The following is a 13874-nucleotide window of genomic DNA, read 5'->3' on the forward strand; positions in this document are numbered from 1 at the left end:
GGCCTGGTCTCACTGCTGGGCCGGCGGGTGGTGATCCACGACCTGTTCGCCATGGGCCAGTTCCGGCGCGACCTGGTGAACATGGTGGGCCAGGAGCACGCTCGGCGTATCTGCACGCGGATGGGCTATTTCTGGGGCCAGGCGGATGCCTCGGCGCTGAAACGCTCGTTCCACTGGGACAGCACCGAGGAGATGCTCAAGGCCGGGCCGGTGCTAAACTCGCTGCAGGGTGCGGCCCAGACCGAGCTGAAAATTATCAGTCTCGATCCCTCCGCCGGACGCTGCCACCTCGAATATGCCTGGCAGGACAGCAGCGAGGCCGAAGCGGCCACCTGCGAGCCGGTCTCAGAGGAGCTGCCCTGCTGCTGGGTGCTGAGCGGCTACGCCAGCGGTTTCTGCTCGTTCTGCCTGGGTTTCCAGGTCTATTTCATCGAGACCCGCTGCCGGGCGCGCGGCGACAGCCATTGCCTGGCCGAGGGCCGTGACGCCATGTCGTGGGACAAGCCGCTGAGCGATCAGTTGGTCTATTTTCAGACCGAGGACATCCGGGGCAAGATCGACTCCCTGGCCAGCAAGATAAAGCAGCGAGAGAAAGAGCTGGCCGAGGAGCGTCAGCGCCTGGAGCGCGCCCTCTACGGCAAGCCGATTTTCCCGGTCGAGCTGCGCAACCAGCGCTTTGTCAGGATTCTGCACCTGGCCGAGCGCGCCGCGCGTTTCGACTCCAGCATCCTGATCACCGGCGAGACCGGAGTGGGCAAGGAGGTGCTGGCCCGCCTGATCCACCGGCTGTCGGCACGCGCCTCGGGGCCCTTCGTCCCGGTAAGCTGCACCGCTCTTTCCGAAACCCTTATCGAAAGTGAGCTGTTCGGCCACAAGAGCGGCGCGTTCACCGGCGCCACCCGCGACCAGAGCGGCTTTTTCGAGGAAGCCGAGGGCGGGACCATTTTCCTGGACGAGATCGGGGATATCAGCCCCAACCTTCAGCTCAAGCTGCTGCGGGTGCTCCAGGAGCACGAGGTGATTCCCCTGGGCGAGACCCGCGCGCTGCGGGTGGATGTGCGGGTGATAGCGGCCACCAACCAGAACCTGGAGCAGATAGTCAAGTCGGGCCAGTTCCGCGATGACCTCTACTACCGCCTGAAAGTGGTCCAGTTCGAGCTGCCCCCGCTGCGCGAGCGCCGCGAGGATATCCTGCCCCTGGCCCGGCATATCCTGGAGCGGGTCAGCCTGCGCATGAACCTTCCCGGCCTGCGCCTGGACAGCGCCTGCGTGGAGCTGCTGCTCGATTACCCCTGGCCGGGCAACATCCGTGAGCTGGAGAACACGCTCGAACACGCGGCCATAGTCTGTTCAGGGGAAGTGATAACCCCGGATGACCTTCCACCCTCGATCACCCGCCCTCCAGGACCGCAGGGCGCTGTCGGGCCCGACAGCAGCCTGGCGGAGGTGGAGCTGGCGCACATCCGGCGCGTGCTGGAGGCTGTGGGCGGCAACCGGGCCGAGGCCGCGCGCCGTCTGGGGATTGGCCCGGCGACCCTCTACCGCAAGCTGCGGCAGATCCGCTCGCAGTCTGGGGATAATTCTAAGCGCGGTTGACAAATGAGGGCCGGCTTGTAGATTGTGCTTATCAGGAAGTGAAAATTGGAACTCGGGTGTTCCGGTAAAGGATGGGATCGGGATTGTCAACCAATGTAAAGTTGATTTACAGCTACGAGCAGATTCTGGCTGGAGTGGATGCTCTGGCCCAAAAAATTCATCAGGGACTGATCGGGCCGGACGGAACAGCCGAGGCGGTGACGTTCCTGGTGCTGCTCAAGGGCGGAGTGCGTTTCGCCTGTGACCTGATGGCGCGTTATCCCGGACGTTACTACTACGATTTCGCCGGGGTGTCCTCCTACTCGGACAACACTTATTCGCGCGGGGTGGTGGAGTTCTCCCACTTTGCTCCGCGGCGCGACCTGCTGGACGGACGGGTGGTGGTGCTGCTGGATGATATCTGCGACTCCGGGCTGACCCTGGGCAGTGTCGCCGGACGGCTGGAGCGTGAGTTTCAGCCCGCGGCGATCAGGACCTGTGTCCTTCTGCACCGCCAGGGCGCGGCTTTCACCCCGGATTCCTGCGTGTTCCAAGTTAGCGGCGAGGACTATTTCGTGGGCTACGGGCTGGGCATGGGAGAGGAGTACCGCCACCTCAACGGCATCTACGCCGTGACTGTGGGGTGACTTCCGAGAATATAAGCTCGGGTTTTGTCCGGGAATAAATCCTGATGTTGCCGCGATTCTGTTGCGCTCGGATAGATTATTCAGTAATTGACTGCTATATTCGTTTTGAGGCGAAAATGGGAAAAATCACGCGATTCTTTAAGTTTGTACACGACTTCAGCAAGGGCGGTTCTGTTCCAAGGATCGCCAACTACGAGATAACCTCAAGGTGCAACCTGAAATGCGAACACTGTTACTGGATGAAGAATAACGATTCCAATAAAGAGTTGTCGGATGAGCAGTGGACAGAGGTCTTTACAGAGCATCAATCCCAGGGGGTGGCTTTCGCTTTCCTTTCCGGTGGAGAGCCGACCCTGCGGCTAAAAGTGATCGAGAGCGCGGACCGTGTGTTTAACGGCCTGTCCATCGCCTCCAACGGAGTGATAAAGGTGCCGGAGCGTATCAGACGGAGATTGTTCATCAGCATTGACGGGCCGAGGGAAGTGCATGACCGGATCCGGGGCGCAAAGGTGTTCGACAGGGTGGTTGAGAACATAACCGGCGATAAGCGGGTCCTCATCTCGCCGACTCTTTCAAAGTCGAACTTCAGATATATCGATGAGCTTGTGGGCCTGGCCAGAAAGACCGGGGTGGCAGGGATCACTTTCAGCCTGTACACCTCGCACGATAAGGACAATGATCCTTTGCTGCTTTCGGGAACGGAGCTGGATTGGACTCTGGCAAAGCTCTCCGCAGCCTGGAAGAGCAACCGGAAGCTCGTATTCATGACCCCTTACATCATCAACCTGTTAAAAGAAAAGCAGCATCACCACAAATGCCTGTTCAAGGGCCGGAACATCGTATCCTATTCGTCCGAAATGCAGCGGAAAACCCCCTGTGTTCTTGGAACTGGAGTAAACTGCGCGACCTGCGGGTGTATTGTGCCGATGGTGAGCTATGCGTTGACGCGGGGCAATCTAAGGTCCTGGCTGCTGCTCAACAGGATGTTCCCGAAAGATTATTTTCACATCGGACAACGAGAAGAGAACTGAATTGTTTCAAGATTACAAGGAATAAATAAAGAATTATCTTGCATTGAGAAGAGAATGTTGTTATACTGCTGGCGTGGCAGAGGAGGCTTTGCCTTCCTCTGCTTTTTTTGTAGCTGCAGCGAGCTTTACCTAATTTATTCGGCGGCTACTCATTTTTACAGCAGGAGTTTTGATGGTTAGCGGTAGAGTCAAGTGGTTCAATGAAGCAAAGGGTTTCGGTTTTATTGAGCAGTCCAACGGGGAGGATGTATTCGTTCACTATTCCTCCATCAACTCAAACGGGTTCAAGACCTTATACGAAAATCAAGAAGTGACTTTTGAGATCGTACAGGGCCCCAAGGGCCTTCAGTCTATAAATGTTACGCCCGTAGCGGCATGACGGCAGTAGTCTGAAATCGAGTTAACCCCCGGATAACCTCGTGTTGTCCGGGGGTTTTTGTTGGGCCTGCCTTGAACGGCCATTTTACTTAAGCCCCCGGCCGGAGTCCGACAGGCCCTCGCGGAGGTGATTATATCGGGTGAGTCCGGGCGCGTTGATTCCTCCGCCTTCGTTCACTCCGGATTGCAGCTTGTTCCAGGCCGGACAGCGCCGCCACCCGAACGGTATCTATTCGGTGACCGTGGGTTGGGCCTGATTCTCGGGCTCCATCGCCGCCCGCAGAATGGCGGCTTTTTCCAGCGCCCGCTGGACCAGCGATTTGCCGCCCTCTGTCTTCTTTCCCGCTCGGATTGTCACTTTATTCCGCCTTTCCGCCCGCTCCGTGGGCGTCCAATCCGTTCAGTCCGATAAAAAACCTTTTGCCTGCTCGCAATGTGTGCTAATATCCATTCCGGGTGCTGTCTCAGTTTGCTACCGGCTTATGGTTCGGAAGCAAATACCGTGCCCTGTCTCCCGAGAATGTCTCCTGCGCAGCCTCGCCCGAGGCTGCAATGCAGGCTGTGGTTACATTTCCCGCACCACCGGAACCATAATGCGTGCCCGAGAGAAGACAGGGATATCCGATGTTATCCAACCTCAATCGTCGTGAATTCATCAGGTTTGCGGGATTAGGGGCGGGGAGCGCCGGGGTGCTGGCGCTGGGAAGCGGGACAGCGGGACGGCTGCCGGATAAAATGCCGGTTTCGGACCGGGACTTTCAGATCGGCAAGCCGCTACGGGTCAAGCCGGTGCTGGTCTACGAACTCTGCCAGCGCCAGGACCAGACCAGTTGGCGGCCCTGGGGCGGACTGCACGACATGGCGGACGTCCAGGACGAGGCGGCGCGGATACAGAAAGAGCTGGCCGCCCTGGTGCAGGACGCCGGGTTCCCGCTGGAGGTGCTGCCCCTGGGGCAGGCCGGCTCCGAGAGCGAGTGCGCCGCGGCAGGCGAGGGCGACCATGACGCCCTTCTGTTCTACGCGGCCATGGGCTCCAACTCCTGGCTGGAGAAACTCACCGCACCGGGCAAGCCCGCGATTATGTTCCTGCGCCACCGCAGCGGCCCGGTCTACCTCTGGTACGAGATCGCCCACCCGCGATTCCTGCGCAAAACCAAGGACGCCTACGGCGAAAAGAACATGGATGTCTACGACGTGGTGGTGGACGAGTACGCGGACGTGCTCTGGCGCCTGCGCGCGCTCTACGGCCTCAAGAATGCCCGGGGCACGCGGATCGTGGCCGTGGGCGGGGCCAGCGGCTGGGGCGAGGGCTACGACCTGGCCCCGGGTATCAGCCGCGACCTCTGGAAGATGGACATCCGCGAAGTGAGCTACGAGCAGTTGGAGCCGCGGATCAAGAAAACCCTGGCCGACCGTAGGAAAGTGGCGGATGCCGAGCGCCGCTGCGCTGAGATGCTCTCGCGCAAGGAGGTCAGCCTCGGCACCGACCGTCAGTTCGTGGTCAACGCGATCCTGCTGGCCGACATTTTCCGCGAGCTGATGCAGGAGCATGACGCTCCGGCCATGACCATCAACAACTGCATGTCCACGATTATCCCCATCGCCAAGACCACCGCCTGCATGAGCCTCAGCCTGATCAACGACGACGGCCTGATGGCGTTCTGTGAGAGCGATTTCGTGGTCATCCCGGCCGGGGTGCTTCTGCGCTATGTTTCCGGGCGGCCGGTGTTCATGCAGGACCCGACCCACCCGCATCACGGGGTGGTCACCGTGGCGCACTGCACCGCGCCGCGGCGGATGAACGGGGTCGACCTGGAGCCGGTGAAAATCCTGACCCACTACGAGTCGGACTACGGCGCCGCTCCCAAGGTGGAGATGCGCATCGGGCAGACTGTGACCAACATCGCGCCCAATTTCCACTCCTCCCGCTGGATCGGGTTCTCGGGCAGGATAGTGGACCACCCGTTCATGGACATCTGCCGCTCGCAGATCGACGTGGAGGTGGACGGGGACTGGCGCAAGCTGCTGGCCGAGATGCAGGGCTTCCACTGGATGATCTGCTACGGCGACTGCCTGAAAGAGGTGGGCTACGCGGTGCGCAAGCTCGGAATAGAATGGGTGAATGTCTCGGACGGAAACAACCTTGTCTGACGAAAAGAATGAGGCTTAAATTGTCGCTACCAATCCACCGGTCGTTTTACGATAACTCGAGAGGGGAGAAAAGATGAGCAAGGAGCTGGATGGATCGATCTCGCGCCGCGATTTTCTGACCGCCGGGGCCGCAGCGGCCACGGTGATTACGGCGTTTCCCTTTGTCAAGAGCGCGCACGCCCAGGCCTCGAAGAAACGTCTGAAGATCGGGCTGGTCGGCTGCGGCGGACGAGGGACCGGGGCGGCGGCCAACGCTATCACCGCCGAACCGGGCAATGTCGAGCTGGTCGCCATGGCCGACCTGGGCATGGACCGGATCGACCAGAGCCTCAAGGCCCTGCGCGAGGACAAGGACCTTCAGGGTGAGCTGCAGAAAATGATCAACGTGCCCAAGGAAAACATGTTCGTGGGCATGGACTCCTACCTGAAAGTGCTCCAGGCCGATATCGACTACGTGATCCTGACCACCCCGCCGGGATTCCGCCCCCTGCACATGGAGGCCGCGGTCAAGGCCGGCAAGCACATGTTCGCCGAGAAGCCCCTGGCCACCGACCCGGTGGGTTGCCGCAAGGCGCGCGCCGCGGCCGAGGCGGCCAAGAGCAAGGGCCTGTCCATCGTGGTCGGCCTGAACGCCCGTCACGAGACAGCCGTGATCGAGACCGTGGACCAGATCCACAAGGGCGCCCTGGGCAAGATCGTCTCGGGCCAGATACTGCGCATGGGCGGCGGGCTGTGGCACCGCGGTAACAACCCGGCCTGGACCCCGATGGAATACCAGTGCCGCAACTGGTACTATTTCTGCTGGCTCTCCGGCGATCAGATCGTGGAGATGGTGGTGCACCAGATCGACCTGATGAACTGGGTCCTCGGGGCCACCCCGGTTTCAGCCCTGGCCCAGGGCGGCCGTCAGCAGCGCACCGACCCCAAGTACGGCAACATCTGGGACAACATGAGCGTCTACTACGAGTACCCGAACGACATCCAGGTGCACCTGATGTGCCGCCAGTGGGAGAACTGCGACAACGCCAGCTCGAACCTGGTGTTCGGCACCAAGGGCATGAGCGACTCGCGCGAGCGTATCCGCGGTGAGGTGAACTGGCGTTTCCGCGGCCAGAACACCAACGCCACAGTGTACGAGCACAACGTGCTGATCGACAGCATCCGCAAGGGTGCGGCGCGCAACGACGCCCTGGATTTCGCGGTGGACAGCACTCTGACCGCGGTCCTGGGACGCGAGAGCGCCTACACGGGCAAGAAAATCACCTGGGATGAGATTTCCAAATCCACCCTGAGCCTGGTGCCGGAAAAGCCGGCGTTCGGCCCGGCGCCCCAGCGCGCGGTGGCCATCCCGGGACAGCCCCGGCCGCTGTGATCGATAGGATAGGCAGATAGACAAAAGCCGGAGACTGCGAGGTCTCCGGCTTTTTTATTGTCAATCCCAAGGTACTGCTTCCTGGAATCCTGCTATGTAGGGGCAGGCCCCTGTGCCTGCCCACATCCCTTTTCGGGCGGCCACGGGGGGCCGCCCCTACGGCGTCGTCTCCCGCTCCGGCTTATTTTCCGCGCGAGAAAAACTCACGGAACAGGCGGGTGAAATCGGTCTCGCCCCGAGCGGTCTTGCCACCGCGCACGCCGGGATCCATCTCCATGTCCATGGGCGACCACTCGCGGAAAGCGTAGTAGTTCCAGCCGATGCCGCTGGCCTCACACAGCTCGATCCAGTCGCGCATGTACTGGGGTGCGCCCACGGCCCAGCGCGCCACCCCGAACTCGCCGCACCAGATTTTCACCCCGTGGGCCTTGCCGTAGGCCACGGCTTTCTGTACCTCGGCCTCCAGACGGGCGCGGTCCCAGACCTCACCCTGCATGGTAGCGCCGGGGTAAACCCGCTCTTTCCATTGCTCTTCAGTGGCCTGCATGTGGCCGCCGTTGCGCTGGTGGGTGTAGTCCATGGGTCCGTAGAAATGGAAGCTGTAGACCGTGTTGGGGTCTCCGGTGGGCTCCAGGAACTTGAACCCGTCCGCCCAGCCCCACTCCGGCGGCTCGACCACGATCGTGTGCACGCTGTCGATGGCCCGTATCGCTTTGGTCAGCTCCCTGGCAAAGCCGCTCCACTCGGTGCGGGCCAGGCTGTCGTGCGGCTCGTTCATCAGGTCGTAGGCAATGGGGCCGGCATCCTTGTAGCGGCGGGCCACATCCTGCCAGCACTCCACGTAGGCCTTGCGGTACTCAGGGTTGGAGAAAAAGAGATCGTTGTCGCGGAACGAGGGGCTGGGGCTGAACACGGTGTAGAGGTTGTACTTGAGCAGAAGGTCCAGGGTCTCGAACGCTCTTTTCTTCTGCTCCTCGCTGGGACGGTAGGGGGGCTTGTCCGGGACCAGGTCGTTGATCAACAGGCGGCAGGAGTTGGCTTTCCAGTCCAGGGCCAGCAGGGCCACGTCGGTCTCGGTCAGGTTGGTGGCCACATTGGCCCCGCGCAGGATATGGTCGGGCCAGGCCACCGGCCCGGCGGCCCGGGCCAGCGAGAACAAGCCTGAAACCAGAATGGCGGCCAGCAGAGAGAGAATTTTCATCGTGCATATCTCCGGTCTTGGTAAGGGGTCACGCACCAGGGTTCACAATTCAATCTCAATATACAACCCGCGGGCAGCGGCGTAAACCCACCCGTGACACACAGCGACCTTGAACCGCGGCCCCGGCGGTGGTATTATTTTGCGCGATGGCCTTGAACTTTCACTGGAGAGCATGATGAACCCGCCCCGGCCCCTGGCCGTAATCAACAGCGCCGCGCCGATCCGTATCTGCGACAACGGCGGCTGGACCGACACCTGGTTCGCCGCTCACGGCAAGGTGTTCAACATCGCGGTCTACCCGATAGTGGAGGTGCAGCTGGAGGTATTCCGGCGCGCCGAGGCGGCCGAGCGCTGCGTGATCCACGCCGAGAACTACGGCGAGCGCTACGCGGTGGACCCCGCAGCAGAGGAGTGGGACCGTCACCCCCTGCTGGAGGCGGCGATCCGTCGCATGGGTCTGCCCGAGGAGCTGGCGTTCCAGGTGACCATTCATTCCGAGGCTCCGGCCGGGGCCTCCACCGGCACCAGCGCCGCGGTGAGCGTGGCCCTGGTGGGCGCGCTGGATTACCTCACCCCGGGACGGATGAGCGCGCAGGAGGTGGCGGCCACGGCGCATGAGATCGAGACCGGGATGCTGGGCCTGCAGAGCGGCATCCAGGACCAGCTGGCCTCGGCTTTCGGCGGGGTGAATTTCATCGAGATGAGCCAGTACCCTCAGGCCACGGTCACGCCGGTGCGGGTGGGGGATGAGACATGGTGGGAGCTGGAGCGCCGTCTGGCCCTGATCTACCTGGGGCGCGGGCACCACTCCTCGAAAGTGCACGAGAAAGTGATCGAGGAATTGCGCGGTGAGGGCCCTGACTGCAAGCGCCTGGAGGACCTTCGCCGCACCGCGGAGCTGTCGCGGGATGCCCTCTACGCCGGCGATTTCGCGGCCTTGGGCCAGGCGATGGTGCAGAATACCGAGGCCCAGGAGCGCCTGGACCCGGCCCTGGTGGGAGCGGATGCTCGAAAGGTGATCGAGATCGCCCGCTCGCACGGCGCGGCAGGCTGGAAAGTGAACGGCGCGGGCGGGGAGGGCGGCTCGGTGACAATCCTCTGCGGTCCGCTTTCCAGTGTCAAGCGCACCCTCCTGCGCGAGGTAGAAAAGAGCGACCCGCTGTTCCGCCACATCCCGCTGTACCTGAGCCGTCACGGCCTGCGCCGCTGGCGTCAGTGAGAGCTTTTTCCGCTCAGTTAACCTTCAGCCTGTACTCTAAATCATCTTCGTAAATTCTTGCCGCGGTTGACAGAATGCCGATTGCAGAATTCTTTCCCCCGATCCCGTCCACGTCGTAGTTGAAAAACGGCAGGAACGGCCAGCGCAGACTGGTGCGCCCGGCAGGCACAGTCAGGCTCCAGCGCCCGGTGGAAATGCGTTCGCCCAGATTGCTCTCCCATACATTCAGTTTGTCCGGGCCCAGCGCGTGGGGGCCGTCCCCGGCCGTGAGGGTCTCGCCGGCATTGAGCTGGAGCTGGAGGTTGCACTCGTAGCGGTTGGGCCAGAGCATGGGCGGGCTGGTCTCGATAAAATGCACGCGCAGGTCCAGTTCGGTGGAATCTATCACCCGGGCGCTCAGGCGCGCGCTGAACTTGTCGCAGGCAAGCTCCAGGCAGAGGCTGTCGCCGGCGCCGGTGATACGGCTGTCGCGGGGCCAGAAATCGAGCCCGCCGTGGCTCGGCTCCATCAGCAGCGTGGCGATCTGCGGCTGGCGCTTGGTGTTGCCGCCGCCCAGGACAAGGCCGCACTTGCGGTGCCAGACCTCGATATAGGTGTAGCGGTCCAGGAAAAAGCGGTTGCCCTCCCAGGGCGGGCTGACTATGCCGCACAGGGTGACAATCCAGTCTCCGCGGCGCATCAGGCGGGCGCCGCTCACCAGCGTGCGGTCGTAGGACTGACTGTCCCAGGGCACCGCGGCCTCGGGGCCGGCCTCCCAGTAGCGCAGGGCGTCGGTCAGGTGGGAGAGGGACTCGTTGCTCAACCCGGAGCCGTCCTCGTCCGCCGCCCCGGCGGCCATCTTCGCCGCGATCAGACGGCAGAACCGCCGGCCATCCGCAAAATGCCCCAGTCCCAGCAGGCCGTGGGTCGGAGACAGGCCGGGAGCGTAGCGGTTGCGCTCGTCGATCACCGCCACGGCCGAGCCATCGGGGTAGGTGAACCCGAGCACGAAATCCTTGGCCCGTCGGATCGCCTCCAGGGCCTCGGGGTCGCCTGTCATCTCGTAGTAGAGTCCCACCCCTTGCAGGGTGATCCAGGTGTAGCGGTTCACCGGCCCGTCATGCTCGGCCCAGAACCCGTCCGGGTGCTGGCTGCGCAGAAGGTTTCTGAACTGGCCGCGGGCGTAATCGGTCCACTCGGGATGTCCCAGCACCTGGCCGGCTTTCATCACCGCCACCAGGTAGAGCGAGTAGTGGTTGGGGCTGGTGCCAAGCTGGACCGCGGTATACTGGCGCTTGCCCTCGCACTTGTGCAGGTAGTCCAGATACATCGCGACCCAGTGCTCGATGGCCGCGCTCCAGCGGGCGCGCCGCTCCGGGTCCAGCTCATCCTGCACCTGCTCCAGGGCCGAAAGCCAGGAGTGTACGGTCCACTGGCTGAGGGGCCAGAAACTGGAGGGCTGGTAGGCGGCCAGGTAATCGCCGTTTCGGATCACCGATTCCAGTGCCCGCCTGTCGCCGTAGAACGGGTTGTCGGGATACTTGTGCCTGTAGAGCCAGGCCACGGGGTAGATCGCCATCTGGGTGGTGGCCAGCATGTCCTGGACCGGCCTGTTCTTGTCCGCCTGGCTGTTGTTGTAGCGCCCGCCATCGCTCTGCCAGTCCAGCGCCCGCGTGGCGCCGGCCACGATCACGGAGCGGTAGAGTTCTGGCGCTGTGGGGTCGGCCGCCGGCAGCGGGGAATACAGCAGCGCGGACGCAAGTATAAGGAACAGAAATCGGTTGGGCATGCGGCTCTCCGGGGGCTTGAGGGCATCTCTTGGAAAACAAACGGAACGCTTGGGTCATAAAGTAGTTGCGGGCCTGATTTGGCGCAATGGCTCAGACAGACGGCTACAGATTGAGGTTGCGCCGGGGAGGCCGGTGACTTTATTTTGTTTCTTTCGTTCAGGGTGCGGAACACCGCAGCAGGGTCAAGCGAAACGCAGGGGATGGCATGAGACTTTTCCGGTCGGGCTTTCTGTTGGCAGCGGTTGTTCTTGGCTTGGCCGTAACGGTCCGCGCGGCCGAGCCGGTGCGTGAGCACCCGCGCCTGATGTTCCGGACATCGAAATGGCAGGCCGCGCTCAGCCCGGCCGAGGCCGCCGCCAGGGTGAAACGCGAGCCATACAGATCCTGGTTCGGCCGTATGGGGGCACAGGAGTTCCAGACCGGCGCCCTGAGCTGGCTGTTGCGCTCTGAACTGGGCCAGGCCGGCTCACCCCGGGACGCCGCCGCGGACAGCGTGATCGCGCGGATGCTGGCATTGCCCGAGCGCGAGGGCAATTTTTTCTACGGCGAGAACCTTCACCGCATGAGCCTGGCCTACGACTGGCTCTGCAACTACCCCGGGTTCACGCCCGATGCCAAGCGGAAGCTGCGCGCGCGCATGCTCGGCATGGCGCACCACCTTGTCACCCGCGGGGCCAAGGGCGAGGAAATTGTCTACGGAGAAGAGATCTTCCACAACTACTGCTCCAACGCCGCGCTCGCTATCGGCCTCACCGGCCTGGCCCTCTGGGAGGGGCCGCAGGACACGGCGTCCACGCACCTGATCCGGGTGGCCGAGGACTGGTATTTCAACCGCTCGTTCAAGGCGATGGAGCTGCTGGGCGGAGGCTGGCACGAGGGCATGGCCTACAGCCTGAACCACGTGCTCCAGGAAACCCCGATCTGGGTGGCGGCCTACCGCACGGCCACGGGCGAGGACTGGTTCGCCCGGATCAAGCGCGAGCAGGGTGACTGGATGGAGGGCTGGATCTATTTCTGCCTGGCTGCGCTGCGCCCGGACTGGACATTCATGCGCAGCGGGGATGCGAACGCATCGCGCATGCTGCCCGAGCGAACGTTGCGCCAGGCCCTGGAGCTGATCGTGAGCGCCTACGGCAACGGGCACGGACAGTTCCTGCTGAACGAACTGGAGGAACGTCTGGGCGAGCGCTCACTGTCCGACGGCGACCTCTGGATGCCGCTGCTGTTCTACTCGGATAGCCTGGAGGCCCGCGACTGGCGCGAGCTGCCGCCCAGCCGGGTGATAAACCCCGAGCACCTGGGCCTGGCCGTGTTGCGCAGCGGCTGGGGCGAGGCCGACACCTACATCACTTTCGAGGCCGGGGACTATTTCGGCTCGCACAACCATCTGGACCAGAACAGTTTCACGATCTACCACCGCGGCGCCCTGGCCCTGGACAGCGGGGGCTACGACGGGTACGGGGAGCAGCACGAGATGTACGCCGTGCGCTCGCTGGCCCACAACACCGTGCTGGTGCGCGACCCCCAGGAGATGACCTACAGCCACTACCATGACCCGTTCCCCTCGGATGGCGGGCAACGCTCGCTGGACTACTATTTCAGCAACTCCAACTACGAGCTTGGCCTTTACTGGGACCAGTACCGCGACAAGGCCTGGGCGGATGCCGCCGACATGACCGCCTGGCAGAACGAGCCGGATTTCGACTACGTGGCCGGGGATGCCACCGCGGCCTACAACAGCACGGTCGTGACCGAGCCGGGGGCGCGTCCCAAGATCAGCCGTTTCACCCGCCGTCTGCTCTTTGTCAAGCCGGATATAGTAGCGGTCTGCGATAACGTGGATGCAGTCTGCGAGGCGTTCGAGAAACACTGGCTGCTGCACACGGTCGAGGAGCCGCAGATACTGGGGGACAACTCGGTAGTTATAGAAGCCGGCCAGGGACGCCTGACCCTGCAGGCGCTGCTGCCGGAGGACGTGTTCGTCACCAGGACCGGCGGGCCGGGCAAAGAGTTCCTCGTAAGCGGAGTGAACCGCCCCTTACGCGGGAACGAGACCCAGGCCCCGGCCGAGCCGGGGGCCTGGCGTCTGGACCTGACTATCAGTGACCCGCGCAAGCAGGATATCTACCTGGTCCTGATGCAGACCGGAGAGCGCGGGGTGGCCGCACCAAGGAATTTCAGCCTCGTGCAGAACGAGGATTTCGTGGGCGCCGTGGCCGAGGAGGTGTGCCTTCTTTTCACCCGCGACCGGACTGCGGGCGCTCCGCCTCCCGAGCGGCTCAGCCTTCCCGCGGGCCTTGCTCCGGGCAGCCGGGTCTATCTGGCCGGGCTGGTGGCGGATGGGCTCTACCGTGTCCGCACCGGGCAGGCCGAGCACGGGGTGTTCCCGGTGGGCCAGGGCGGAGTGCTGCGTCTGAACCTCGGCCAGTACAACGGGTTGAGCCTCACCCTGGAGCCGGGCGCAACACCGAAAAAATAGTGTTGGATGGTTAGTCCGGTATCATTTCATGCCGTTCAATAACGGCCGGGTG

The 13874-nt window shown here is 62.9% G+C and carries 10 protein-coding genes; 8 read left to right on the forward strand and 2 right to left on the reverse strand.

Annotated elements, in window-relative coordinates; all coding sequences use genetic code 11:
• From LLH00_01800 to LLH00_01825, 6 genes are all read left to right on the forward strand, one after another.
• Positions 1-1596 (forward strand): sigma-54-dependent Fis family transcriptional regulator (locus LLH00_01800; GenBank protein MCE5270001.1); only part of this gene is annotated, 1596 nt, incomplete at its 5' end.
• 83 nt (positions 1597-1679) lie between these two features.
• A complete protein-coding gene (locus LLH00_01805; protein ID MCE5270002.1) occupies positions 1680-2222 on the forward strand; it encodes a hypothetical protein in 543 nt (180 codons plus the stop codon).
• A 116-nt stretch (positions 2223-2338) separates the two neighbouring features.
• Positions 2339-3253, forward strand: coding sequence for a radical SAM protein (locus tag LLH00_01810; protein MCE5270003.1), 915 nt, complete (start codon positions 2339-2341; stop codon positions 3251-3253).
• Between the two features lie 172 nt (positions 3254-3425).
• The gene (locus tag LLH00_01815; GenBank protein MCE5270004.1) at positions 3426-3632 is read left to right on the forward strand and encodes a cold-shock protein; all 207 of its coding nucleotides are present in this window, start codon (positions 3426-3428) and stop codon (positions 3630-3632) included.
• 689 nt (positions 3633-4321) lie between these two features.
• Positions 4322-5782 (forward strand): sugar isomerase, encoded by a 1461-nt coding sequence (locus tag LLH00_01820; GenBank protein MCE5270005.1) that lies wholly within the window; start codon positions 4322-4324, stop codon positions 5780-5782.
• A gap of 73 nt (positions 5783-5855) precedes the next feature.
• A complete protein-coding gene (locus LLH00_01825; GenBank protein ID MCE5270006.1) occupies positions 5856-7154 on the forward strand; it encodes a Gfo/Idh/MocA family oxidoreductase in 1299 nt (432 codons plus the stop codon).
• A gap of 181 nt (positions 7155-7335) precedes the next feature.
• On the opposite strand, the gene LLH00_01830 is transcribed toward LLH00_01825, so the two are convergent.
• Positions 7336-8355, reverse strand: coding sequence for a glycoside hydrolase family 5 protein (locus LLH00_01830; GenBank protein MCE5270007.1), 1020 nt, complete (start codon positions 8353-8355; stop codon positions 7336-7338).
• A 175-nt stretch (positions 8356-8530) separates the two neighbouring features.
• Between LLH00_01830 and LLH00_01835 the strand changes: the two genes are divergently transcribed.
• A complete protein-coding gene (locus LLH00_01835; GenBank protein MCE5270008.1) occupies positions 8531-9574 on the forward strand; it encodes a GHMP kinase in 1044 nt (347 codons plus the stop codon).
• Positions 9575-9587: 13 nt separating this feature from the next.
• Here the strand turns inward: LLH00_01835 and LLH00_01840 are convergent, their stop codons facing one another.
• A complete protein-coding gene (locus tag LLH00_01840) occupies positions 9588-11342 on the reverse strand; it encodes a hypothetical protein (protein ID MCE5270009.1) in 1755 nt (584 codons plus the stop codon).
• 206 nt (positions 11343-11548) lie between these two features.
• On the opposite strand from LLH00_01840, the gene LLH00_01845 reads away from it, so the two are divergent.
• The gene (locus LLH00_01845) at positions 11549-13822 is read left to right on the forward strand and encodes a heparinase II/III-family protein (protein MCE5270010.1); all 2274 of its coding nucleotides are present in this window, start codon (positions 11549-11551) and stop codon (positions 13820-13822) included.
• The last annotated feature ends 52 nt before the right edge of the window (positions 13823-13874 follow it).

This window comes from bacterium, assembly GCA_021372515.1.
Classification (GTDB): Bacteria; Gemmatimonadota; Glassbacteria; order GWA2-58-10; family GWA2-58-10; genus JAJFUG01.

What these genes read in the sequence shown, in the direction of transcription:
- LLH00_01810 (MCE5270003.1), top strand. Translation starts at nt 2,339, where the DNA reads ATGGGAAAAATCACGCGATTCTTTAAGTTTGTACACGACTTCAGCAAG.
- LLH00_01815 (MCE5270004.1), top strand. Translation starts at nt 3,426, where the DNA reads ATGGTTAGCGGTAGAGTCAAGTGGTTCAATGAAGCAAAGGGTTTCGGT.
- LLH00_01825 (MCE5270006.1), top strand. Translation starts at nt 5,856, where the DNA reads ATGAGCAAGGAGCTGGATGGATCGATCTCGCGCCGCGATTTTCTGACC.
- LLH00_01830 (MCE5270007.1), bottom strand. Translation starts at nt 8,355, where the DNA reads ATGAAAATTCTCTCTCTGCTGGCCGCCATTCTGGTTTCAGGCTTGTTC.
- LLH00_01835 (MCE5270008.1), top strand. Translation starts at nt 8,531, where the DNA reads ATGAACCCGCCCCGGCCCCTGGCCGTAATCAACAGCGCCGCGCCGATC.
- LLH00_01840 (MCE5270009.1), bottom strand. Translation starts at nt 11,342, where the DNA reads ATGCCCAACCGATTTCTGTTCCTTATACTTGCGTCCGCGCTGCTGTAT.
- LLH00_01845 (MCE5270010.1), top strand. Translation starts at nt 11,549, where the DNA reads ATGAGACTTTTCCGGTCGGGCTTTCTGTTGGCAGCGGTTGTTCTTGGC.